This is a genomic window from Neisseria macacae ATCC 33926, assembly GCF_022749495.1.
GTDB lineage: Bacteria > Pseudomonadota > Gammaproteobacteria > Burkholderiales > Neisseriaceae > Neisseria > Neisseria macacae.
Genome location: NZ_CP094241.1, coordinates 1,282,615 through 1,308,239 on the forward strand (window position 1 = coordinate 1,282,615; position 25,625 = coordinate 1,308,239).

At 47.4% G+C, this 25,625-nt stretch carries 19 protein-coding genes and 1 pseudogene; 12 read left to right on the top strand and 8 right to left on the bottom strand.

Annotated elements, in window-relative coordinates; all coding sequences use genetic code 11:
• Positions 1–11: 11 nt before the first annotated feature.
• From pilV to MON40_RS06250, 5 genes are all read left to right on the top strand, one after another.
• Positions 12–716, top strand: coding sequence for a type IV pilus modification protein PilV (pilV, locus tag MON40_RS06230; RefSeq protein WP_050797963.1), 705 nt, complete (start codon positions 12–14; stop codon positions 714–716).
• A complete protein-coding gene (locus MON40_RS06235; RefSeq protein WP_003778408.1) occupies positions 716–1,693 on the top strand; it encodes a PilW family protein in 978 nt (325 codons plus the stop codon). Before pilV ends, MON40_RS06235 begins: the two co-directional genes overlap by 1 nt.
• On the top strand, positions 1,672–2,286 hold the full coding sequence (locus MON40_RS06240) for a pilus assembly PilX family protein (protein ID WP_003778410.1): 615 nt from the start codon (positions 1,672–1,674) through the stop codon (positions 2,284–2,286). Before MON40_RS06235 ends, MON40_RS06240 begins: the two co-directional genes overlap by 22 nt.
• Before the next feature lie 12 nt (positions 2,287–2,298).
• A complete protein-coding gene (locus MON40_RS06245) occupies positions 2,299–2,790 on the top strand; it encodes a PilX family type IV pilin (RefSeq protein ID WP_003778412.1) in 492 nt (163 codons plus the stop codon).
• 166 nt (positions 2,791–2,956) lie between these two features.
• Entirely contained in the window at positions 2,957–4,426 is a 1,470-nt protein-coding gene (locus MON40_RS06250; protein WP_003778414.1) for a DUF6892 domain-containing protein, read from the top strand.
• Between the two features lie 289 nt (positions 4,427–4,715).
• Here the strand turns inward: MON40_RS06250 and MON40_RS06255 are convergent, their stop codons facing one another.
• From MON40_RS06255 to eno, 5 genes are all read right to left on the bottom strand, one after another.
• Positions 4,716–6,323, bottom strand: a complete 1,608-nt coding sequence (locus tag MON40_RS06255) for a calcium-binding protein (protein ID WP_003778416.1) — start codon at positions 6,321–6,323, stop codon at positions 4,716–4,718.
• Positions 6,324–6,659: 336 nt separating this feature from the next.
• Positions 6,660–8,321, bottom strand: a complete 1,662-nt coding sequence (locus MON40_RS06270; protein WP_003778418.1) for a calcium-binding protein — start codon at positions 8,319–8,321, stop codon at positions 6,660–6,662.
• A gap of 627 nt (positions 8,322–8,948) precedes the next feature.
• A complete protein-coding gene (gene ttcA / locus MON40_RS06275; protein WP_049230729.1) occupies positions 8,949–9,908 on the bottom strand; it encodes a tRNA 2-thiocytidine(32) synthetase TtcA in 960 nt (319 codons plus the stop codon).
• 495 nt (positions 9,909–10,403) lie between these two features.
• Positions 10,404–10,682 carry a cell division protein FtsB gene (ftsB, locus tag MON40_RS06285; protein ID WP_003743241.1) on the bottom strand — a complete coding sequence of 93 codons (279 nt, stop codon included), beginning with the start codon at positions 10,680–10,682 and terminating at the stop codon, positions 10,404–10,406.
• A gap of 16 nt (positions 10,683–10,698) precedes the next feature.
• On the bottom strand, positions 10,699–11,985 hold the full coding sequence (gene eno / locus MON40_RS06290) for a phosphopyruvate hydratase (protein WP_003778422.1): 1,287 nt from the start codon (positions 11,983–11,985) through the stop codon (positions 10,699–10,701).
• Between the two features lie 361 nt (positions 11,986–12,346).
• Here eno and MON40_RS06295 point away from each other — a divergent pair, with 361 nt between their 5' ends.
• On the top strand, positions 12,347–13,339 hold the full coding sequence (locus tag MON40_RS06295; RefSeq protein WP_003778427.1) for a WG repeat-containing protein: 993 nt from the start codon (positions 12,347–12,349) through the stop codon (positions 13,337–13,339).
• Positions 13,340–13,405: 66 nt separating this feature from the next.
• Here the strand turns inward: MON40_RS06295 and guaB are convergent, their stop codons facing one another.
• Complete coding sequence (gene guaB / locus MON40_RS06300) at positions 13,406–14,869, bottom strand: IMP dehydrogenase (RefSeq protein ID WP_003778428.1); 1,464 nt, start codon at positions 14,867–14,869, stop codon at positions 13,406–13,408.
• A gap of 196 nt (positions 14,870–15,065) precedes the next feature.
• On the opposite strand from guaB, the gene MON40_RS06305 reads away from it, so the two are divergent.
• Positions 15,066–15,503: a DUF4124 domain-containing protein gene (locus tag MON40_RS06305; protein WP_003756761.1), complete on the top strand. Its 438-nt coding sequence runs from the start codon at positions 15,066–15,068 to the stop codon at positions 15,501–15,503.
• Between the two features lie 59 nt (positions 15,504–15,562).
• Here the strand turns inward: MON40_RS06305 and MON40_RS13530 are convergent.
• Together MON40_RS13530 and MON40_RS06315 are read right to left on the bottom strand one after the other, a co-directional pair.
• Positions 15,563–15,682, bottom strand: a pseudogene (locus tag MON40_RS13530) (IS5/IS1182 family transposase); the annotation flags it as partial.
• 64 nt (positions 15,683–15,746) lie between these two features.
• Positions 15,747–16,607 (bottom strand): tetratricopeptide repeat protein, encoded by an 861-nt coding sequence (locus MON40_RS06315; RefSeq protein WP_003778431.1) that lies wholly within the window; start codon positions 16,605–16,607, stop codon positions 15,747–15,749.
• A 179-nt stretch (positions 16,608–16,786) separates the two neighbouring features.
• On the opposite strand from MON40_RS06315, the gene hpnD reads away from it, so the two are divergent.
• From hpnD to aceF, 5 genes are all read left to right on the top strand, one after another.
• Positions 16,787–17,635 carry a presqualene diphosphate synthase HpnD gene (gene hpnD / locus MON40_RS06320; RefSeq protein ID WP_003778433.1) on the top strand — a complete coding sequence of 283 codons (849 nt, stop codon included), beginning with the start codon at positions 16,787–16,789 and terminating at the stop codon, positions 17,633–17,635.
• Entirely contained in the window at positions 17,632–18,975 is a 1,344-nt protein-coding gene (gene hpnE, locus MON40_RS06325) for a hydroxysqualene dehydroxylase HpnE (RefSeq protein ID WP_003778435.1), read from the top strand. The genes hpnD and hpnE overlap by 4 nt, the downstream gene beginning before the upstream one ends.
• Before the next feature lie 475 nt (positions 18,976–19,450).
• Entirely contained in the window at positions 19,451–20,632 is a 1,182-nt protein-coding gene (locus tag MON40_RS06330) for an acetylornithine/succinyldiaminopimelate transaminase (protein WP_003778437.1), read from the top strand.
• Between the two features lie 432 nt (positions 20,633–21,064).
• Positions 21,065–23,728 (top strand): pyruvate dehydrogenase (acetyl-transferring), homodimeric type, encoded by a 2,664-nt coding sequence (aceE, locus tag MON40_RS06335; RefSeq protein WP_003778439.1) that lies wholly within the window; start codon positions 21,065–21,067, stop codon positions 23,726–23,728.
• 240 nt (positions 23,729–23,968) lie between these two features.
• Positions 23,969–25,588, top strand: a complete 1,620-nt coding sequence (aceF, locus tag MON40_RS06340; RefSeq protein ID WP_003778443.1) for a dihydrolipoyllysine-residue acetyltransferase — start codon at positions 23,969–23,971, stop codon at positions 25,586–25,588.
• The last annotated feature ends 37 nt before the right edge of the window (positions 25,589–25,625 follow it).

Below are 25,625 nucleotides of genomic sequence, written 5' to 3' on the forward strand. Positions count from 1 at the left end.
AACGCTATCCTATGAAATACATGACATTACATACAAAAGGTCGTCTGAAAACGAACGGATCGAGTTTCGCCAAAACGAGATCGGTAAGTTCCTCTAAGCCATATCAATCAGGCATGACTTTAATTGAAGTTTTGGTCGCCATGTTTGTCCTCGCAATCGGCGTTCTCGCCCTGCTCGCCATCCAGTTGCGTACCGTTTCCAGCGTGCGCGAAGCGGAAGGACAGACTATCGTATCGCAACTTACTCAAAATTTGGTTGAAGGGATGCTGATTAATCCTAGACTTGAAAAATGCGATACTCATCAAACGGGAGCTACCAAGAGTGGGCGCGATAGAGGGTGGTGTAAGAATTATAAGGATTATTACACCACATACGGTGATTCCTCTACTGAGCCATTGAAAAAAGGACCGCTGAAAGAGGAAGAGAGTATGAAAAAAGAAGAGTTGGCTAAAGCACAGCTTGGTAAATTTCATGATGAACTGAAAGCAGCTCTTCCTGACTCTGCGTTCTACTATTCAGTATGTCAAGATAGTTTGAATAAGGAGCCTACTTATGACGGGGCTTTTTACGAAAATTGCGATAAAAAAGCAGGTGCTGATACCGTTATCAAAGTATTATGGCTTAAAGATTTGGAAGGCGGTAAAGCCGCAAGTGATGTCAAAACATATGAAGATTCCATCATTTACACCTACCAAGTACGCGTAAGGGAAAAATAATGAATAATAAAAACCGCTCACACATTCCGGTCAAAACAGGCATGCAAGGATTCAGTCTGATTGAATTCCTTGTGGCAAGCGCATTGAGTATGATAGTCCTGTTGGCAGTCAGCTCCAGCTATTTTACTGCGCGCAGTTTGAATACTGTTGCCACAGCGCGCTTAAATGTTCAGCAGGATTTGCGTAACGCATCTAATCAGATCGTACGTGATGCCCGTATGGCTGGAAACTTCGGTTGTTTCAATATGTCGGCATATGATGCCCAAGCCGTTATCGCTGATTCTGGCTCCAAAGACTTTCTCAAGCTTAAAGGTAGTGGAAAAATGCTTCCTGCTGTCAGAGAAACAGGTTCTTTAGGTGTAAAGGACTTTACCCAGAGCGGTAAGGCGCTGATTTTCCAATACGGCATAGATACCGCATCACCAAACGCGGCAACAGTAGTGGCCAGCAGCTGCACAAACATTACCAAACCAGGAAAGAAAATTACTGATAGCAAAGCAGCTTTAAAGACAGATGGTTCCCAAGCAGGCAATATCTCCATCATGAAACATGAGGTGAATGCCTATGTCGTCGGTACTGCGGGAGGGCAAAAGGGTCTTTACCGTTTCCAACTGACAGACAAAGGTGAGTGGAGTAATCCGCAGTTGCTGATTAAGGGAATTGAAAGTATGAGTATTCATTATTTTTATACCGAAGGCTGCCCTGAAACATTTGAGGAAAGTGAAACGGCATCTGCGTCTGCACCTACTCCAACTCCTGCCGGAAATGCTCAGAAGCAGGAGGAGGATAAGACAAAAGATGAAACATTTAAATATACTACGACACTGTCTAGTGATGAAACTCCAGCCTCTATCGAACTCCTGTTGAACAGCGGCAGTATTAATGCTGGCGGAAGCAATGATGAAAACAAAGTTCAACTCTATCAAATCAATGCAACTGTACGCGGAGGAAACAAATGCGCAGACCGATTACTCTAAACCATCCTGCTAAAGCCTCCGCACAAAAAGGCTTTGCATTATTCATCGTCTTGATGATCATGATCGTCATCGCCTTGCTCGTCGTTACTGCGACCCAGTCCTATAATACCGAGCAGCGAATCAGTACTAATGATGCTGACCATAAATTTGCTACTACACTTGCTGAGGCGGCATTACGCGAAGGTGAGGACTATATCTATTCTATTGAAGAAGGCACGCAGATTTTTAATGATCAATGTTCCAAAGGGCTTTGCAGAGCTAAACAGCTTAGTGTTAAAGAATACACTACCCCAACTGGTATTATTGATGTTAAAGGCGAGGCAGATCTGAGCAAAGTTGAAGAAGCTTGGAAAAGAAAGCATGCAGAATGTCTTGATTCACATTCTAAGAAAGAAACAGAATGTATCAATGTTAATGGTAGAGAATACCCGATTGATAAAAATAGTGGGGCCAAAAAGTCTCCCCGCTATATCATCGAATACCTAAGCACCAATTCTACCGACAACCGTACCATTTATCGCGTCACTGCTAAAGCATGGGGAAAAAACGAAAATACGGTAGTTATGCTGCAATCTTATGTAGCCAACGAATAAATAGATAAAATCATGAATACGTCTATCACTAAATTTCAAGGGTTTACGCTGGTTGAGATGCTGATTGTCATTGCTATTATCGGCATCCTCAGCACTATCGCTTACCCTTCCTATATCCATTACATTGAACGCGGCTATCAATCTCAGGCGCATGCTGAATTGGTTATCATCAATAATTCCTTGAAAACCGAACTGGTCAAAAACCCTGCCCTTAAAATGAAAGATGAAATTGAGGGAGATACAGGATTTTTTAAGAAATATCAGGCTACATCTGAGGTCGCGGCTAAATATGATTTCAGTGGCGCAATGAAAGATAAGGACTCTAAACACAGCAGAGCCTATTATCTTTTTGCTACTCCGAAAAGTGGGACGAATTACAAACTTTCCGTTTGGATGGATAGTTTGGGCAATGCCTATAAATGTACCGATGCAGAATCGGCTAAAGCCAAGTTAACAACTAAAAACGGTAATACAGGTTGCGAACCTGTTTCAAATAAAAAGTAGAGAAAAACAGTACATTTCCAGCTAAGAAGGTCGTCTGAAATGGTGTTTTAGACTTTAGAATAGATTAAATTGCACCTTAGTAGGTTCATTAAAGTGCAGTTTTTTATGGTGTAACGTACTTTACCCTACAGCTAGATTTTCAGACGACCTGTTTCAAGGAGTCCTGATGTTTTTCAAATTCAAAAACCTCGACAACCAATCACCGTATTCTCCCGAGTCGCCACCCAATCCCCTATACGCCATGCTTGCCGCCGATACAGCGGCTATGGAAGCAGGTAAAAAAACAAGCAAAATCCGCGCTGCTTGGAAAAAACATTTTGATACTTATTCCGTAGCGGCATGCCTGCCTTATTTTTACGATTTCCTGTTGGAAAATATCGATGCCGCACTAACAGGTCGTCTGAAAGACGGAATAGGGCTGCACAAATTCGCTGAAGCGCTTGCTAGCGACAAATTCTTTCATACTGTAGACCGTTGTCGCAGTAAATCTGAACAGGAAGCTGATCAAACTATTGCCTCATATGCTCCGGCAATCTGCGCGCGCATCGATGCCGTACTACAACGCGAATGGCCTGCTGAAATGCAAACCGGTGCGTGGCTGGCTGAAGTGTTCTGTCTGTTTTTTTATCATGCTGCCGCTAATAATCATACCTCCAGAATTGCTACCGCTCCGTGGATCGTGCCGTTTTTGCGTCGTTGGCCTGAACAGGAAGACAGATTGATTTTGAGCATGCTTGATGATTGGTGTGATGTAGCCGCATTGTCAGAATACCTGATGCTCGAAGCCGAAAATGCCCGTCGACAGTCACGTTCTGTAGGTGGATTGTGGAATGATATGATGGGTATTTATGCCGATAAGCGCAGCAATGTTTATCGTCATGCAAAGCAGCTTTTGGCTGCACTAAGCACTGGTGACGAAATATCCCCTGACAGAAAGGAAGCCTTACTTTGTGCCGCCTTGGATACCTTGAATCTCGCTTCAAAGAAGCCAGAAAGCCGTAAAGAAGCCTATGCTTGCATACGTCGCGATCCAGTCACGCGTAATTGTCTGAAGCTGTTGGCTGACAGTATGTCCGATAATCCGTCTGCAGAAACCATCCGTACACTCCTGACGGAAGCGGAAAGTGCATCCAAGTCAGCCGGTACTTACAATTTAAACCAAATCCCCAGTGTACCTTTTGCAGATATCGGTCTGAAAATCGCCGTCATTGACGAATTGATGTACCGCCGCGACCTGCTTAAACCGCGCCTGCTGCTGGATACTTTCGCTAAAGAATATGAAGGTCGGAATATAGACAGGGAGGCAGACGGCTATGCAGTCATTCCCGAAATTTTTGAATATTTCGAGCGGTTGGATATCCCGCAAAGCCTTTTAAACGAAGTGGAGGAACTCTACATCGACGGCGGTTTTGATGGTGGTTCGGCACTATATGAAGAAATGTTTCCTTTTTTTGATCCAGGTTGCGGTGATGAACTCTTGCCTATCAGTAAACAGGCTTTTGCTGATTTGGCGCACCTACCAAATCTCCGTCGTATCATCGGTTTGGAAAACTGCAACCCATCGTCTGAATTGATACAAGCATTGCAAAAAGCGGGTGTAGAAATCATAGCGCAGGAGCAGTGGCAAACTACGTAAGATGGTCGCCGCAAACAATAAATAATCACCGATACTGCCTATCAAACATTCTATCTATAAATGATTGTATCTATAAGCGCAATCTGTGTTTAAGCTGATGATGAGAATGCTAGCTTTTTGAGAAAAAATGATCTTAGAAACAGAAACGTCGTCTGAAATCTGTCATTGAGTTTTCAGACGACGTTTTATATTGAATTAGCTTAGAATGAACTGACGATTTTTTTAAATCTTTGCTTTGGAATTTAAAAAGCAGATTCGTTTCAAACTGTCAGTTCTTTTTAGCGAATCTTTAGCCAATGATATTGGATGCGTTCAACCATACTGCTTGGTCGCTATCGAATTTTGCAAATACAGTATTACTGCTTGCACCTGCCGCACGATAAGCAAGAGTTTGCTGTGCTGAATCAAAAACGAGATAAGAGCGGTCGGCATCGTAATAAGAAGGGTTGCTGACGAACATTTCTGACCAGCTCAACTTCGCATTGTTGCCACTCAATAATGAACGCATAGCAGACAGGTCGAGTTTGTCCATATAAGGGTTGAAGTCTGTCAAACGATCTGTGCTGCCGTCACGGATATCTGATGCAGTAAAGGCGACGGTGTCTCTACCTGTACCTGTGACGATAGTGTCGCTACCCAAGCCACCTGCAATATAGTCATCACCGTCTCCACCATTGAGGTAGTCATATCCATTGCCGCCTGACAGTGTGTCGTCGCCGCTCATGCCGTATAGAGTGTCGTTGCCGTCTTCGCCACTCAAGCGATTATGTCCGCTGTTGCCGGTCAGGGTATTGTTGCCATAATTGCCAATACCGAAGATGTTGTTGCTGCCTGTCAAAGCCAGGTTTTCAACGTTGGTTGGGGCGGTGTAGGAAACGCTGCTGTAAATGGTATCGGTCCCTTCAAACCATCCTTCAGTAACGGAGTCGTTCACATTGTCTACATAGTAAATGTCATCCCCATATCCGCCGCTCATGCTGTCTGCGCCGCTGCCACCGTCTAAAGTATCGTTGCCGTATCCACCATCAAGCAGGTCGTTTCCTTCGCCTCCTTGTAGCACGTCATCTCCGCTATCTCCGTAAAGATAGTCACGGTCATCGCCGCCCATCAGCAGGTCGTTACCGTCCATGCCGTGCAGCGTGTCGTTTCCACGACCACCGCTCAAACGATTGTTGCCGCTGTTGCCTATCAGGGTATTGTCGGAGTTGTTACCGAAACCGTAGTTGTTGCCGTAGCCTGTCAGTGTCAGGTTTTCGACGTTGGTTGGGGCTGTGTAAGAAACGCTGCTGTAAATGGTATCGGTACCTTCTCCCCACCATTCGGTAACCGTATCGTTCACATTATCTACATAGTAAATATCATCTCCGTATCCTCCGCTCATGCTGTCTGCACCGCTGCCACCGTCTAAAGTGTCGTTGCCGTATCCACCATCGAGCAGGTCGTTTCCTTCGCCTCCTTGTAGCACGTCATTTCCACTACCTCCATAAAGATAATCGCGATCATCGCCGCCCATCAGCAGGTCGTTACCGTCCATACCGTGTAGCGTGTCATTACCACGACCACCGCTTAAGCGGTTGTTGCCACTGTTTCCTATCAGGGTATTGTCGGAGTTGTTACCGAAACCGTAGTGGTTACCGTAGCCTGTCAGTGTCAGGTTTTCGACGTGTGTCGGTAAGGTAAAGTCCGTATCAGCATAAACCGTATCGTTGCCTTCATATCCATATTCAACGATAGTGTCACTTGCGTTTTTACTGTGATAAACATCGTTGCCTAAGCCTCCGTAGAATACGGTATGTCCGAGACTGCCATATAAAACGTCATCGCGGGTCGTGCCTTTAATGACGACAGATTCATTGTTTGCTACGTTATAGTATAAAGGGTGCAATGTATTGGCCATAATGGCTCTCCTTGTGAACAAGTTGCTGGGAAAAATAGATATAAATATCTATTTGACATTTATAGGTTTTTTCTTGTATGTTTGATGCTGATTGTATCGAGAAATAGAATGATGCAAAAGATATAATAATTTATATTATTGTTTTTTATATTAATTTAAAATATGAAATAATATTTAATAGTATTTTAATGTCGAGAGGGTGAAAAAACGAAAAGGTCGTCTGAAAACTGATTTTCAGACGACCTTTTGTTGCTATCTGTAACGAATCATGCTTTATGTGTCGTTTCCCAGTAAAAGCAGATTCGTTTTAAATGGTCTGTTCTTTTTAGCAAATCTTTAGCCGATGATATTGGATGGGCCCAACCAGACAAAATCGAATTTGGCAAATATGGTGCTGCTGCTTGAACCTGCCTCACGATAAGCAAGAGTATGCTGCTCTGTATCGAAGATGAGATAAGGACGGTCTTTTTGGAGAATGACCTCAGGGTCTTTTTCAACGAACATCTTTGACCAGCTCAAATTGGCGTTGCTGCCAGTCAGCAGTGAACGCATACCAGATAGGTCGAGTTTGTCCGTATTAGGGTCAAATTCGACCACGCGATCTATACTGCCTTCACGAATATCTGATGCAGTAAAGGCAACGGTGTCGTTGCCTTCACCTGTGATGATGGTGTCGCTACCCGAGCCGCCTGCAATATAGTCATCACCGTCTCCACCGTTGAGATGGTCATTTCCATTTCCGCCTAACAGGGTGTCGTTGCCACCCATGCCGTACAGGGTATCATTGCCGTCTTCACCGCTCAGACGATTATCCCCTTTGTTGCCTGTCAAGATATTGTCATTATGGTTGCCAATACCGAAGATGTTGTTGCTACCTGTCAAAGTCAGGTTTTCAACATTTGCTGCGGCGGTGTAGGAAACGCTACTGTAAATGGTATCGGTACCTTCTCCCGATCGCTCGGTAACTGTGTCATTTACATTATCCACATGATAGACATCATTTCCATCCCCGCCGGTCATCTTGTCTACACCGTAGCCACCGTCTAAAGTATCATTTCCGTGTCCACCATCAAGTACGTCGTTGTTTTCACCACCTTCTAGGATGTCATCTCCGTTACCCCCGTAAAGACGGTCGTCACCTGCGCCACTCTGCAGAAGGTCGTCACCGTCCATGCCGTAGAGCGTGTCATATCCATCTAGATTATCGAGCAAGTGGTTGTTGCCGCTGTTGCCTGTCAGGATGTTGCTTTCTTCGTTGCCATAACCGTTGATGTTATCGTTTCCTATCAGCGTCAAGTTTTCGACGTTGCTATTAATAAAGTAGGAAACGCTGCTGTAAACAGTATCGGTACCTTCATCAAAATATTCGTCAACTTCATCGAGCCAATTATCAACATAGTAAATATCATCCCCCTGGTCACCACGCATGAAGTCTACTCCACTACCACCGTTTAAAGTGTCGTTACCATCTCCACCCACAAGGCCGTCGCGACCATGTCCGCCCTCGAGCCAGTCGTCGCCATCTCCACCATAGAGCCGGTCATCGCCATCTCCAGCATAGAGTGAGTCCTTGCCATCTCCACCATAGAGCGAGTCGTCGCCGTCACCGCCTAGCAACAGGTCGTTACCAGCCATACCTTCTAGCTTGTCATTGCCGCGACCGCCGCTCAAGCGGTTGTTGCCGCTGTTGCCTATTAGAATATTGTTGGAGTTGTTGCCAAATCCGAAGGTGTTGCCGTTGCCTGTCAGTGTCAGGTTTTCGACGTGTGTCGGTAAGGTAAAGGTTGTATCGGCGTAAACCGTATCATTGCCTTCATGTGCATATTCAACAATGGTGTCGCCCGCGTTCTTACTGTAATAAATATCGTCGCCCAAGCCGCCGTAGAATGTGGTATGTCCGAGACTGCCATGTAAAACGTCATTACGGGGCGTTCCTTTGAGGACGACGGGTTTATTATTTGCTGCGTTGCTGGGTAAAGAGTGCAATGTATTGGACATGATGGCTCTCCTTGAGAACAAGTTGCTGGGAAAAAATAATACCTATCTATTTGACATTAATAGATTTTTTCTTGTGTGTCATGATGTTGATTGTATCGGGGAATAAAATGACGGGAAAGGTATAATAATTGATATTATTGTTTTGTTTGCTAATTTAAAATAAAAAATGATATTTGATAGTATTCTGATGTTGATGAGTGAAAAACGAAAAGGTCGTCTGAAAATCGGTTTTCAGACGACCTTTTGTTGTGATCTATGACGGTTCGTGCTTTATATAGTTTCCCTGCAAAAGCGTCGCAAGAATAGGCTGAGATTGTTTCTGTATGGATTGTCAAGAAGAGGAAGAATAATGCCGGATTCTCTAGAAAACAGTTAGGCTGATGCAAACTTGCGAATACGTTGAATTTTAGATATATAGTGGATTAACTTTAAATCAGGACAAGGCGACGAAGCCGCAGACAGTACAGATAGTACGGAACCGATTCACTTGGTGCTTCAGCACCTTAGAGAATCGCTCTCTTTGAGCTAAGGCGAGGCAACGCCGTACTGGTTTAAATTTAATCCACTATAAAAATTCAGACGACCTTGGGAAGGAATCACAAAGGTCGTCTGAAAATCTAAATCCCGTTATAAACCGCAAGTTTTCGGCTTGTTCGCCAGAATATTGATAACTTTACGTTCAGGTTTGGACGGGGTGATTTTGATTTCGCTTTCGTCTTCTTCGCTGCCGTCGGAGTAGCGTTCGGGCATTTTTTCGCTGTCAAACGCCAAGTCGCCGCCGTGTTTCAAGGTTTGACCACGTTCCAAACCGACGAAGTCGAAAAGCTCGGGGTCGGCGAGATGGGAGGGGACGACGTTTTGCAGGGCAGAGAACATGGATTCGATACGGCCGGGGAAGCGTTTGTCCCAATCACGCAGCATATCGCCGATGACTTGGCGTTGCAGGTTGGGCTGCGAGCCGCAGAGGTTGCACGGGATGATTGGGAATTGTTTCAGCTCGGCGTATTTGATCAAATCTTTTTCTTTCACATACGCCAGCGGGCGGATGACGATGTGTTCGCCGTTGTCACTCACCAGCTTGGGCGGCATAGCTTTGAGTTTGCCGCCGTAAAACATATTCAGGAACATGGTGGCGAGTATGTCGTCGCGGTGGTGTCCCAAGGCGATTTTGGTGCAGCCTAATTCTTTTGCGGTGCGATAGAGGATGCCGCGGCGCAGGCGGCTGCACAGCGAACAAGTCGTTTTGCCTTCGTCCAAGACGCGTTTGACGGTGGAGTAGGTGTCTTCTTCGACGATTTTGTACGGTACGCCTATGCTTTCAAGATAGGTGGGCAACACTTCTTCGGGAAAGCCCGGCTGCTTTTGGTCGAGATTGACGGCAACCAGTTCAAAATCAATTGGCGCGCTGGCTTGGAGCTGGCGCAGGATGTCTAATAGGGCGTAGCTGTCTTTGCCGCCGGAGAGGCAGACCATGATTTTGTCGCCCGGCTCGATCATGTTGAAATCGTTAATTGCGTCGCCAACGGCGTGGCGCAGGCGTTTGTTGAGTTTGTTGTTCTCTAATTCTTGCTTGGTTTTTTTGGACATGGCGGTTTGTGCTTTGAAATAATAGAAAATTTAAGGGCGGTATTGTACCGCAAAAAGCGTTTGGAAACCGAATATTAGAAAAAGAATGGGAGCAGATTGAGATTTTAATCACATTATAGTGGATTAAATTTAAATCAGGACAAGGCGACGAAGCCGCAGACAGTACAGATAGTACGGCAAGGCGAGGCAACGCCGTACTGGTTTAAAGTTAATCCACTATATTTGTCCCAATAGAAAGATTTGTGCTTAGGAGGAATTTTTGAGTTGTGTTGAGAATGGGATGTTTATATTCAGGATAGGGTGAGTAAATTTACAGCAGACAGATGTTTACATGCGTTTGGGAAATGATGAGGGCGATGTTGTTTTGAAATTGGAAAAGCCGGTTTCTGCGGTATACAGAAACCGGCTTGTATGAAACATCTGAAAGTTATTTATAGAGACCTAAAATTTGGGAATCACTCTTTTTCAGACGACCTTTTATTCCCATCAGGGCAATTAACGGCTGCGTTCGATAAAACGGTAATAGGTTTCGCCGTCTTGGACGTAACCCAATTCCACACGGGCAATTTCAGAAATTGCTTCTTGACCGTTCGCCAAATCATCGACTTCCGCAGCAAGGAACTGGTTGCGCAAAGTGAGCGTCTGATTTTTTTCCTCCTGTACGGAAAGTTGTTCCTGCAATTCTTCCGTATGCCCGATACTGCCTTTTCCAAACCAAAGGCTGTATTGGCAGTAAGCAAGCGCAATGGATAAAACAACAGTTACCCACTTCATACGTCAATACCTTTTCTTATTTGCCCAGTTGATAGAATGCGGCTTTGCCGGGGTAGTAGGCAGCTTCTGCCAATTCCTCCTCGATGCGCAGCAGTTGGTTGTATTTCGCCATGCGGTCGGAGCGGCTCAATGAACCGGTTTTGATCTGCATACAGTTGGTAGCGACTGCCAAGTCGGCAATGGTGCTGTCTTCAGTTTCGCCCGAACGGTGGCTCATTACGCTGGCGTAACGGCTGCGTTTTGCCAAGTCAACTGCTTGCAAGGTTTCGCTCAAAGTACCGATTTGGTTGACTTTGACCAGCAATGCGTTTGCCACGCCTTTTTCGATGCCTTCGGCAAGGATTTTCGGATTGGTTACGAACAAGTCGTCGCCGACCAGTTGTACTTTGCTGCCGAGTTTTTCGGTGAGAAGTTTCCAGCCGTCCCAGTCGTTTTCATCCATACCGTCTTCGATGGAGATAATCGGGAATTCGTTAACCAAGCCTTCAAGGTATTCGGCAAATTCAGCGCTGGTGTAAGAACGGCCTTCGGCTTCCAAGTGGTATTTGCCGTCTTTGTAGAATTCGCTGGATGCGCAGTCCAAAGCAAACAAGACATCATCACCTGCTTTGTAACCAGCAGCTTCGGTTGCTTCTACCATCAGTTGCAGGGCTTCTTTGTGGCTGTTCAGGTTAGGTGCGAAACCGCCTTCATCGCCGACAGTAGTCGGGAAGCCTTTACCGTCGCACAGTTTTTTCAGCGCGTGGAAAATTTCGGCACCGCAGCGCAGGGCTTCGCGGAAGGATTTTGCTCCGACAGGCATAATCATAAATTCTTGAATGTTCAAGCTGTTATTGGCATGCTCGCCGCCGTTGATAACGTTCATCATCGGAACCGGCAGAGCCATAGGACCGGCACCGCCCAAGTAACGGTAAAGCGGCAGACCTGAATCTTCGGCAGCCGCGCGGGCAACAGCCATAGAAACTGCCAAAGTAGCATTCGCACCCAAATTGCCTTTGTTTTCAGTGCCGTCCAGCTCGATCATGATTTTGTCGATGTAGGACTGTTCGTTGGCATCGATACCGATCAGTGCTTGGGCAATTTGGTTGTTGACGTGTTCAACTGCTTTCAATACGCCTTTGCCCGAGTAGCGGGATTTGTCGCCGTCGCGAAGTTCCAAAGCCTCTTTTTGACCGGTAGACGCACCGCTCGGTACGGCGGCACGGCCCATTACGCCGGACTCCAGCAATACATCGCATTCTACGGTGGGGTTGCCGCGTGAATCCAAAATCTCGCGGGCAAAAATATCAACGATTGCGCTCATGAATATTCTCCAAATGAGGATGAAAAAGAAAAAGTAGCTTTGTTACATTTCAGACGACCTATGATTGCCGCTGAAAGTATATCAATGGCGATTATACCGATAGCGATACCAGAATCGCGATGAAATCGACTGTAAGTTTGTTTCACGTCAACATCGGTTTGCACAAGAAGCCAAATACGTCTAAACAGCCTCGCATTTTAACAGTTTTTGAGATTTTAGGGCAGGGAGGCTTGCTGCAAATGCTTTGTTTTAGGTGGAGAGGTCGTCTGAAAATATCTTAAGTAAGCTAACTGTTTTTGAATATGGACAGGTCATATGGTTTTTTATAAAATTCAGACATCATTTTCAACAAGGTTAATGTATGAAGAAAATATTATTAGGCGCTTTCATTGCATCAGTGTATATGCCTATTGCACTGGCTGATACCTGCGAAAAACCAAAATTATCCGGCAGAGAAGGTTATGACACGGTTTATTGTCTGAATGAAGAAGGCTTGTCTATGGTTACTAAGCCGGGTAACGAGAAGATTCCTTTTTTGTATGGTTTTGTCAATCGACAAGGGAAAGTTATTGTTCCGCTCAAATATTACGTTGCCCGCGATTTTTCTGAAGGATTGGCAGCAGTTTGTAAAATAGTAGGAAAATCAGATCAGATTTTATGCGGTTATATCAATGCCAGTGGTAAAGAAGTTATTCCTTTAAAATTTCAAGACTTGCCTGGTGATTTTGAACAAGGTATTGCTCCTGTCAAACAAAAAGGCAGATGGGGTTTTATTGACAAAAATGGCAAAGTTGTCATTCCGTTTCAATATGTTAAAGCCGATTCATTCAGTGAAGGACTGGCTGCAGTTGTCACTGCTGATACAAATAAATATGGCTATATCAATACAAAAGGCGAGATGGTTATTCCACCAAAATATGAAGAGGCTTTTTATTTTAATGAAGGTGTAGCCGCTGTTCAGATTCTTGATAAATGGGGTTATATCGATAAAAGAAATCAGTGGGTAATTCCTGCGCGATATAAAAGCGCTTCTAATTTTGAAGATGGTATGGCAAGGGTTTCACAAAGTGATAAATACGGTTATATCGATAAAAAGGGAAAGGTAGTTATTCCCTTTAAATATGAATATTTAGGTTCATTGAGTGAGGGTTTGATTGGTGCGGAATTAAACGGCAAATTCGGCTATTTAGATAAAACCGGTAAGGTGGTTATCCCGTTCAAATTTGGTACTTTCAATGATTTCCAAAATGGTGTGGCACTTGTTAATATGAAGAATATGTTTAAAGACGAAGATTTTAGTGAAGATGAATTCTTTTATATTGATAAGCAAGGCAAGCCAGTTGAAGTGGAATAATGATTTGTAATTTTTTTTGTAAGTAAGGTCGTCTGAAAGTTTCAGACGACCTTTGTTCATTTTACCTTAGCGGTGATAGTTCGGCGCTTCTTTGGTAATCTGGACATCGTGAACGTGGGATTCGTTCATGCCGGCGGAAGTGATTTCTACAAATTCCGCTTTTTCGTGCATTTCTTCGATATTGGCACAGCCCAAATAGCCCATGCTGGAACGCAGGCCACCGGTCAGTTGGTGAATAATGTTCACAATCGGACCTTTGTAGGGAACGCGGCCTTCGATACCTTCGGGGACATATTTGTCGGTGCTGTCGGTTTTATCTTGGAAGTAGCGGTCGGCGGAGCCTTGGCTCATTGCACCCAGAGAACCCATGCCGCGGTAGGATTTGTACGAGCGGCCTTGGTAGAGTTCGATTTCGCCCGGTGCTTCTTCCGTACCGGCAAACATACCGCCCAGCATCACGCTGTATGCGCCCGCTGCCAAGGCTTTGGCGATGTCGCCGGAGAAGCGGATGCCGCCGTCGGCAATCAGTGGAACGCCTGTACCTTTGAGGGCTTCGGCAACATTGTGAATGGCGGTCAGTTGCGGCACGCCTACGCCTGCAACGATACGGGTGGTGCAAATCGAACCCGGTCCGATACCGACTTTGACGGCGTCTGCACCTGCTGCGACCAAATCCAAAGCGGCTTTGGCGGTTGCGATATTGCCGCCGATGACTTGGATGTGCGGATAGGTTTCTTTCACCCATTTCACGCGCTCGATAACGCCTTGGCTATGGCCGTGTGCAGTATCGACGACGATGACGTCGACTCCCGCTCCGACCAAGGCTTTTACACGCTCTTCGGTGTCGCCGCCGGTGCCGACAGCCGCGCCTACGCGCAAACGACCTTCGGAGTCTTTGTTGGCATTTGGAAACTCGGTGGTTTTCAAAATATCTTTTACGGTAATCAAGCCTTTAAGCTCGTCTTTTTCGTTCAAGACCAAAACGCGCTCGACTTTATGTTCGTGCATCAGTTCGCGCGCTTCGTCGATGCTTGTGCCTTCGGGAACGGTAACCAAGCGTTCGCGCGGGGTCATGATGGCGGAAACGGGCAGGTCGAGGCGGTTTTCAAAACGCAGGTCGCGGTTGGTAACGATACCGACCACTTTGCCGTTTTCAACGACGGGCAGACCGGACATTTTGCGTTTGCGTTGCGCGCGCATTTCCAATACTTCGCGGATGAGCGTCGTCGGGGCAACTGTTACCGGGTCTTTTACCACGCCGCTTTCATGGCGTTTCACTTTGGAAACAGCACGCGCCTGCATTTCGGGCGTCATGTTTTTATGGATAATGCCGATACCGCCTTCTTGCGCCATGGAAATGGCGAGGCGTGCTTCGGTAACGGTATCCATTGCAGCGGAAAGTAAGGGGAGTTTGAGCGTGATTTCGCGGGTGAGCTTGGTTTGAAGTTTAACGTCTCGTGGCAGCACGGTTGAATGTGCAGGAACCAACAAAACATCGTCGAAAGTATAGGCTTTTTCTACGATACGCATGATGCTCAGTCTTTCAGTTTGTGCAAGATGCACGGCATTATAACACCCGCTAAGATTTGTTGACAGCGGATTGTTTGCAATTTGAGATTATTTTTTTACGACACCATTACGATGCATATTTTTGAATTAATATGACATATTTTTAAAAATCAAGTAGAATAGGGTCGTCTGAAAACACGTTTACGATGAAAACAAAATGAACAAATCATCTTTATCCTTATTTTTGCTTGGCGTTTTGTATGCTGCCGGAGCAATGGCCGGAAATAATGTTTATACATGGAAAAGCGGCAGTGGCAGCACCAGCTACTCCGATACGCCTAATCGTTTGCAGCCGGAACGTTCGAATATTGTGAACATTCGAACCCGTAACGTGACGCCTGCAGTTGCCAAACCGGAAAATGCCCAAGAAGGGACGCTGTCAGAGCAGCAGGCTAAGCTGAACGAGAAGATTTTGGCGCAGAATAAGCAGGTTGAGGAGCAGAATAAGAAGGTTGAAGAAGAAAACCGCAAAAATAAAGAAGACAACTGTCGGATTGCCCGCGTAAACCGTCAGTTTGCGGAAAGTGCGCGCACTGCAAATCGTGATGATTTGATTAAACATTATCAAAGCGATATCAATAAATATTGCAATTGAAATTGGATTGAAACAGCAAATAAGGCATACAGTTATAACCGTATGCCTTATTGTTTTTATAGTGGATTAAATTTAAACCAGTACGGCGTTGCCTCACCTTGCCGTACTATCTGTACTGTCTGCGGCTTCGTCGCCTTGTCCTGATTTAAATTTAATCCACTATAGCTTTCTTTGCAAAGTTGCCCGCAGGGCATTGAACAGGGTTCACCCATTGATAATGGTGTATTGGGAAAAATCCAGGGTTCAGTTTTGATTTTGCTGCACAATGTATTCCAAAGCATGTTGCGCGAGCGTATTGCCTTGGGCGGCGGCTTTTTCAAACCAAGATTTTGCCTGGGTAAAGTTTTGGGTTACACCTTGTCCGTTTTCATATAAAACGCCTAAGTTGTTTTGGGCGTTGGCATTGCCTTGTTCTGCCGCTTTTTTGTACCAATATTTTGCCTTGGGATAATTTTGGGTAACGCCTTGTCCCTCTGCATACATGATGCCTAAATTATATTGCGCTTTGGCGTTGCCTTTCTTGGCGGCTTTTTCAAACCATGACTTGGCAAGTTTATAATCTTGGACTACGCCTTCACCTGAGTAATACATCAAACCCAAGTAAAATTGCGCACTGTCTTCCCCTTGGTCTGCTGCTTTGTGAAACCAAGTTTTTGCCTGTATATAGTCTTGTGGAACACCTATGCCGGCATAGTGAATGATGCCTAAATTAAACGCTGCTTCTGCATTGCCCTGTTCGGCTGCCTTTTCCCACCAAAATTTGGCCTGGCGATAGTCTTGTGCTGTTCCTTGACCTTCGTAATAAATGATTCCAAGATTGAATTGCGCTTCGGCGTTGTCGTTGTGCGCTGCTTTTTCAAACCAGTATTTAGCCTGCTCGTAATCCTGCGTCGTGCCGATGCCTTTTGCGTACATAGTGCCTAAGTCAAGTTGAGAGCGGGTGTCCCCCTGTTTCGCCATTTCTTGAATCAATCGGAAGGCTTGGTTTTCACTGTTTTGAGAGATATTGTGACGCGGGGTGTAATGTGGTTTTGCCGCATAAGCCTGCATTCCTGAGATGGAAAGCAGGATGGTTAGGATAAGTGTTTTAGACGTAATGTTCATGACTATAAAATATAATTGGTATTAGGAGAGTCGATTGTCTATATTAACTTGTCTTAAAAATGAAGTAAATCAAATATGGATGATTTGAACAATATAGGGATGAAAGGTCGTCTGAAATTGCCACAATTCCCCAAAACCCGATAAAATCGTCCTTCATAACCATATTTTTAGGACACGCCGTGCAAGGACTTGATTATTGCCGTCAGAAGGCAGAAGAAAGCCGCTCCAGTTTTTTGTCGGGCTTCCGTTTCCTGCCGCAGGAAAAGCGGGATGCGATAACGGTTTTGTATGCTTTTTGCCGCGAATTGGACGATGTGGTCGATGACTGTTCCGATCCGAATGTGGCGCAGGCAACGTTGAACTGGTGGCGCGGCGATTTGGACAAGGTATTCGGCGGCGTGATGCCGGAGCATCCGGTCAATCAGGCTTTGCGGCAGGTTAAGGAAACTTTCAAGCTGCCGAAATATGAATTGGAAGCCTTAATCGACGGGATGCAGATGGATTTGGTTCAGGCGCGTTACGGCAGTTTTGAAGAGTTAAAACTGTATTGCCACCGCGTCGCAGGCGTAGTCGGCTGCCTAATTGCGCGGATTTTGGGATTTTCAGACGACCGAACGTTGGAATACGCCGATAAGATGGGGCTGGCGTTGCAACTGACAAACATTATCCGCGATGTCGGTGAAGATGCGAGAAATGGTCGGATTTACCTGCCGATGGAGGAAATGCAGCGGTTTGACGTGCCTGCAAGCGTGATTATGCAGTGTAAGCCGACAGATAATTTTGCCGAACTGATGCGTTTTCAAGTTTCACGCGCCCGCGAGACTTATCATGAGGCTATGTCACTGTTGCCTGCCGCCGATAAAAAATCTCAAAAAGTCGGGTTGGTGATGGCGGCGATTTATTACGCGCTGTTGAACGAAATCGATCTCGACGGCGCGCAAAACGTCTTGACTTATAAAATTGCCATTCCTTCGCCGCGCAAAAAGCGTATTGCCCTGAAAACCTGGTTATTCGGATTTAAGCCATGAACACTCCGCATCTTCGCCCGAAAATTGCCGTCGTCGGTGCAGGCTGGGCAGGTTTGTCCGCCGCAATATCGTTGGCGCGCCGTGCCGATGTTACTGTGTTTGAAGCCGGTCGGCAGGCGGGCGGACGGGCGCGTACTTTGGCTGGGAGCGCTGACGGATTCAGTTTTTTGGACAATGGGCAACATATTTTGCTCGGTGCGTATCACGGCGTATTGACGCTGATGGAACACATCGGCGCTGACCCTGAAGCCGCTTTTTGCCGTTTGTCGCTGCAATGGTATATGTATGAAGGTTTGCAGTTTCAAAGTACGAACCTTCCTTCACCGCTGCATATTTTGACCGGCATATTGCGTGCTAAAAACATTTCGTTTTCTCTGAAAATCAAGCTGTTATCCGATATGGCTGCGTTGCAGCGTTACGCACGCGGCAAGCACGCTGATTTGGCTGTTGCTCAATGGCTCCGGCAGCGCAATGTTCCGCGCAGGCTGGTTGCAGAGTTTTGGCAGCCGCTGGTGTGGGGCGCGCTCAATACGCACTTGGAAAACGCAAGTTTGCGGGTGTTGTGCAATGTTTTGTCCGACGGTGTATGGGCGGATAAATCCGGCAGCGACTACCTTTTGCCCAAGCGCGATTTAGGCGCAATCATCGCCGAACCTGCGGTGGCAAAACTCAAGCAATGCGGTGCGGACATCCGTCTTGAAACCCGCGTAGGTCGTCTGAAAAACCTTCCTGACGGACGCGTCGTTGTGAATGACGAGGTTTTTGATGCCATTATTGTTGCGGTTGCGCCGTATCATGCCGTCCATCTTTTCCCTGAAGATACCCCGGACTATATTCAGACGACCTATCAAAACCTTCGTTATCATTCAATTACCACCGTCTATCTTCGCTATGCCGTTCCCGTCCATCTGCCCGCGCCGCTGACCGGATTTGCTGACGGTACAGCGCAATGGCTGGTGTATCGCGGCGCACTCGGTTTGCCGACAAACGAAGTCGCCGCCGTCATCAGCGTCTCCGATTATGTAGGTGCGTTCAAAAACCAAGAATGGGCAGAGAAAGTCCATGCCGACGTAAAACGTATCTGTCCTTATTTGGACGAGCCCGAAGCCGTCCGCGTTATTACCGAAAAACGCGCGACCACAGCCTGCACGCCCGATTCCGCCACTCCTGATTTTGCTTGGTTGCACCAGCGGCGCATCTATCCGGCGGGCGACTACCTGCACCCGCGCTATCCAGCTACGCTGGAAGCGGCGGTACAGTCGGGTTTGACGGCGGCAGAAATGTGTTTGGCAGAAATCAATCTGAAACAAAGGGATAGAGATACTCAGTCCTCGCTTTGACTGAGCTATTAAAGCTAAAGCTTGGCGTGAATGTTACGCAAAAAGGTCGTCTGAAAACGTTTGGCAGATTAAATCTGTGTTTTCAGACGACCTTTGTTGATGGTGGTTGCATGATCTAAACATTTGGGTCCGGCTGCGGATGACACATTGTCTTAATCGGCGCATAATCGACGAATTGACTCAATATAGTGGATTAACTTTAAACCAGTACGGCGTTGCCTTGCCTTAGCTCAAAGAGAACGATTCTCTAAGGTGCTGAAGCACCAAGTGAATCGGTTCCGTACTATCTGTACTGTCTGCGGCTTCGTCGCCTTGTCCTGATTTAAATTTAATCCACTATATCTGCAACGGCGTTGTTGTATTCGGTTCAAAGACAATCCAGATAGGAAATGTCTCATACCCTGTCGGACGAGACCATACGAAGCAACGCCTTTCATTGACTATACATCAGACTTAAAACCGCAAAGGAAATCGGATGCAAAACTACCTGACCCCCAATTTTTCATTCGCCCCCATGATTCCCGAACGCGCCCTCGGCAGCCGCGTCTGGGATACCGAAGGCCGTGAATACATCGACTTGTCGGGCGGTATTGCGGTCAACGCGTTGGGACACTGCCATCCCGATTTGATTGCCGCGCTGGCGGAGCAGTCGCAAAAATTGTGGCACATTTCCAATATCTACACCACCAAACCCGCGCAGGAATTGGCGCAAAAGCTGGTAGAGCATACCTTTGCCGACAAAGTATTCTTCTGCAATTCCGGCGCGGAAGCCAACGAAGCCGCGCTGAAACTGGCGCGCAAATACGGTCGCGATCATTTTGGCGGACAAAAAACCGAAATCATCTCCTGCCTAAATAGCTTCCACGGCCGCACGCTGTTTACGGTATCGGTTGGCGGCCAGCCCAAATACAGCAAAGACTACGCGCCGCTGCCGCCAGGCATTACCCACGTTCCGTTTAACGATGTTGCCGCATTGGAAGCAGCCATCGGCGAAAACACCTGCGCCGTAATCATCGAGCCGATTCAGGGCGAAAGCGGCATCCTGCCCGCCACGCAGGAATATCTGCAAGCTGCGCGCCGTTTGTGCGACGAACACGGCGCATTGCTGATTTTGGACGAAGTACAAACCGGTATGGGGCATACGGGTAAACTGTTTGCCTACGAGCATTACAGTATTACGCCCGACATCATCAGTTCCGCCAAAGCATTGGGCGGCGGCTTTCCCATCGGCGCGATTCTGACTACCGATAAAATCGCCCCGACCTTCGGGCCGGGGACGCACGGCTCGACTTTCGGCGGCAATCCGATGGCGTGCGCCGTCGGCAGTCGCGCGTTCGACATCATCAATGCGCCCGAAACTTTGGCACATGTGGAAAAACAAGGAAAAAAATTTCAGACGACCTTGCGGGAATTAGGCGAGAAAACCGGCGTATTTAAAGAAGTCCGCGGCATGGGGCTGCTCATCGGCTGCGTGCTGGCAGACAAATACCAAGGCCGCGCTTCGGAAATTACCGCCGCCGCGCTGAAACACGGCTTGATGGTATTGGTTGCCGGAGCCGATGTCGTGCGTTTCGCCCCTAGCCTGCTGCTAAACGATGAAGATATGGCGGAAGGGCTGAAACGCTTGGAGGCTGCATTAACGGAATGGCTCGTCTGAATTTGATTGATTTTATTTAACTGTTAACAAATTTGATGAAGTATTTCTATTCGGCTGATAATGGAAAATACGACCCTTTGTTGGTTTTGGAAAATAATCAATCTAAAAATTTTCTTTTTTGTTTAAAAACGAGCAGAATTTAATCAAATCCATATACCCATTGTTCAGAATAAAACCGATGTTATAAATTGTAATTTGCCAGTTATTCCAATTACTGATACGATTTGCGGCGGAATAAATTCAAATAAATGACTCATTGCGCCCTTTATTTTCAATTTTATTTTTAATTAATTGATAATATTAGGGTAATTGTGGTTTTGCGTTTGATTTAATTTTTGGAATTTTCGTTTTTGTATATCAATTTTCGCAAACGAAAACATTAGGGGTATAACCCTCTGTCATTGAATAACACTCAACATAAGGATAGATACTATGTCCACCCAATTACACGATGTTGACCCGATTGAAACCCAAGAGTGGTTGGACGCGTTAAGCTCAGTTCTAGAATACGAAGGCAGCGAACGCGCACAATACTTGTTGGAGCATCTGGTTAAATACAGCCGCGACAAAGGCGTCCGTATGCCTCACGGCACAACCACCCCGTATTTGAATACCGTTTCGGTTGAAGACGAAAAAGGCATTCCGGGCGATCAAAACATCGAACACCGCATCCGTGCATTCGTGCGCTGGAACGCCGCCGCCATCGTATTGCGCGCCGGTAAAAAAGATTTGGAGCTGGGTGGTCATATTGCATCTTTCCAATCTGCCGCAACCATGTACGAAGTGGGTTTCAACCACTTCTGGAAAGCTAAAGGCGAAGGCGAAGAAGGTGATTTGGTATTCTTCCAAGGCCACGTTTCTCCAGGTATCTATGCCCGCGCTTTCGTTGAAGGCCGTCTGACTGAAGACCAACTGAACAATTTCCGTCAGGAAGTGGACGGACATGGTCTGCCTTCTTACCCGCATCCGCACTTGCTGCCTGATTTCTGGCAATTCCCGACCGTATCTATGGGTTTGGGTCCGATCATGGCGATTTACCAAGCCCGTTTCCTGAAATACTTGGAATCCCGCGGTCTGGCAAAAACCAAAGGCCGTAAAGTATGGTGTTTCTGCGGCGACGGCGAAATGGACGAACCTGAATCACAAGGCGCCATCGCATTGGCCGCACGCGAAGGTTTGGACAACCTGATTTTCGTCATCAACTGTAACCTGCAACGTTTGGACGGTCCTGTCCGCGGTAACGGCAAAATCATCCAAGAATTGGAAGGCAACTTTGCCGGCGCAGGCTGGAATGTTGTCAAAGTCATTTGGGGCCGCCGTTGGGACCGCCTCTTGGCAAAAGACAAAGACGGTATCCTGCGCAAACGCATGGAAGAATGTTTGGACGGCGACTACCAAACTTACAAATCCAAAGACGGTGCGTACGTGCGCGAACATTTCTTCAATACCCCTGAATTGAAAGCATTGGTTGCCGATATGACCGATGACGAAATTTGGGCATTGAACCGCGGCGGTCACGACCCTCAAAAAGTGTACAACGCTTATGACCGCGCAGCTAATCATGCAGACGGCAAACCTACCGTAATTTTGGCGAAAACCATTAAAGGTTATGGTATGGGTGCATCCGGTGAAGGTCAAAACGTTGCCCACCAAGCCAAAAAAATGGACAAAGCGTCTCTGAAACAATTCCGCGACCGCTTTGATATTCCGGTTACCGACGAGCAAATCGACAGCGGCGATCTGCCTTACCTGACTTTTGCTCCCGACAGCGAAGAGTACAAATACCTGCACGCCCGCCGCGAAGCTTTGGGCGGCTACCTGCCTCAACGCAAGCCTACCCAAGAAGTTCTGGAAGTGCCTGAGTTGTCAGCATTTGAGACTCAACTGAAATCTAGCGGCGACCGTGAATTTTCAACCACTATGGCTTTCGTCCGCATCCTGTCTACTTTGCTGAAAGACAAAAAAATCGGCAAACGCGTCGTACCTATCGTTCCTGACGAAAGCCGTACCTTCGGTATGGAAGGCATGTTCCGCCAATACGGTATTTGGAACCCGAAAGGTCAACAATATACCCCGCAAGACAAAGACCAACTGATGTTCTATAAAGAGTCTGTTGACGGTCAAATCCTGCAAGAAGGTATTAACGAGCCTGGCGCGATGGCTGACTGGATTGCTGCAGCGACCAGCTATGCCAACAGCGACTTCGCGATGATTCCGTTCTACATTTACTATTCTATGTTCGGTTTCCAACGTGTCGGCGACTTGGCATGGGCTGCCGGCGATATGCACGCGCGCGGCTTCCTGTTGGGCGGTACTGCCGGTCGTACGACCTTGAACGGCGAAGGCCTGCAACACGAAGACGGCCACAGCCATATTCAAGCCGATTTGATCCCGAACTGTGTAACATACGATCCGACCTTCCAATACGAAGTAGCCGTTATCGTACATGATGGCCTGCGCCGTATGTACGTCAACCATGAAGACGTGTTCTACTACATCACCTTGATGAACGAGAACTACACTCACCCGGATATGCCTGAAGGTGCGGAACAAGACATCCTGAAAGGTATGTACTTGCTGAAAGCCGGTGGCAAAGGCGACAAGAAAGTTCAATTGATGGGTTCCGGTACCATCCTGCAAGAAGTGATTGCCGGTGCCGAATTGCTGAAAGCCGACTTCGGTGTAGAAGCAGACATTTGGTCTTGCCCGTCCTTCAACCTGTTGCACCGCGATGCCATCGAAGTAGAACGTTTCAACCGCCTGCATCCGCTGGAAGCTGAAAAAGTGCCTTTCGTTACCTCGCAACTGCAAGGTCATGACGGTCCGGTTATCGCCGCTACCGACTATATCCGCAGCTATGCCGACCGTATCCGCGCGTACATCCCGAACGACTACCATGTCTTGGGTACCGATGGTTTCGGCCGTTCCGACAGCCGTGCCAACCTGCGCCGCTTCTTCGAAGTGGACCGCTACAACGTTGCCGTGGCAGCATTGAGCGCATTGGCAGAACAAGGCAAAGTCAGCAAAGAAACCGTTCAACAAGCCATCGAAAAATACGGCATCAATGCCGACGTGGCGCCAAGCTGGAAACGCTAATCCTGTTTTCAGACGACCTCAAAGTCAATTTGCTTGCGGGGTCGTCTGAATCAAGAATACGTTGACGGTTTGCATAACGGATAAACCTCTAGTTAACAAGCAGCGGGCGTAAGTTGTGCAAAAGGTTCGAAGCGCAGAAAGGCTGCTCTGGAAATGGTTATCCGTGCCGGAAAACATAAGTGATGTCGTCTGAAACTGTTTTTCAGACGACCTCAAACCGAAATCATCAAAGGAACTCAAATGAGTATCGTAGAAATCAAAGTACCCGATATCGGCGGTCATGAAAACGTCGATATCATCGCAGTAGAAGTCAAAGCGGGCGACACCATCGCCGTTGACGACACCCTGATTACTCTGGAAACCGACAAAGCCACTATGGACGTACCTGCCGATGCAGCAGGCGTTGTGAAAGAAGTGAAAGTCAAAGTCGGCGACAAAATCTCCGAAGGCGGCGTAATTCTGACCGTTGAAACCGGTGCTGCCGCTGCTGAAGCCGCTCCGGCTCCTGCCGCTGAAGCACAACCTGCGCCTGCCGCTGCACCCGCTGCCGCTCCCGCAGGCGGTGCAACCGTTCAAGTAGCCGTTCCAGACATTGGCGGTCATACTGATGTAGATGTAATCGCCGTTGAAGTCAAAGTGGGCGACACCGTTGCCGAAGACGACACGCTGATTACTTTGGAAACCGACAAAGCGACTATGGATGTACCTTGTACTGCCGCCGGTGTCGTTAAAGCCGTATTCCTGAAAGTCGGCGACAAAGTATCCGAAGGTACTGCCATTATCGAAGTGGAAACCGCCGGTTCTGCCGCCGCTCCCGCTCCCGCGCCTGCTCAAGCCGCAGCCCCGGCAGCAGCACCTGCTCCGGCTGCCGCGCCTGCCGCAGCTCCGGCTCCTGTTGCCGCTCCTGCACCTGCCGCAGCCAAAATCGATGAAGCTGCTTTTGCCAAAGCACACGCGGGTCCTTCCGCTCGCAAACTGGCGCGCGAATTGGGCGTAGATTTGGGTCAAGTCAAAGGTACCGGCTTGAAAGGCCGTATCATGGGTGACGACATTAAAGCCTTTGTGAAATCTGTAATGCAGGGCGGTGCGGCGAAACCTGCTGCTGCCGGCGCATCTTTGGGCGGCGGTCTGGACTTGCTGCCGTGGCCTAAAGTGGACTTCTCCAAATTCGGCAATGTCGAAGTTAAAGAGTTGTCCCGCATTAAGAAAATTTCCGGTCAAAACCTGTCCCGTAACTGGGTAGTCATCCCGCACGTTACCGTTCACGAAGAAGCGGACATGACCGAGTTGGAAGAATTCCGCAAACAGCTGAACAAAGAATGGGAACGCGAAGGCGTGAAATTGTCTCCGTTGGCGTTCATCATCAAAGCCTCCGTTTCCGCGCTGAAAGCCTTCCCAGAATTCAACGCTTCTTTGGACGGCGACAATCTGGTTCTGAAAAACTACTTCAACATCGGTTTCGCAGCTGATACGCCGAACGGCTTGGTTGTTCCCGTCATCAAAGACGTGGATCAAAAAGGTCTGAAAGAAATCAGCCAAGAGCTGACCGAATTGTCTAAAAAAGCCCGCGAAGGCAAGCTCAAACCGCAAGAAATGCAAGGCGCCTGCTTTACCATTTCCAGCTTGGGCGGCATCGGCGGTACAGGCTTCACTCCGATTGTGAATGCACCGGAAGTCGCTATTTTGGGCGTGTGCAAATCCCAAATTAAACCGGTTTGGAACGGCAAAGAGTTCGCTCCTCGCCTGATGTGCCCGTTGAGCCTGTCCTTCGACCACCGCGTTATCGACGGTGCTGCCGGTATGCGCTTCACCGTATTCCTGGCGAACCTGTTGAAAGACTTCCGCCGCATTACCCTGTAATCCGAGCGTATTTCAGACGACCTTCGGCAAACAACCT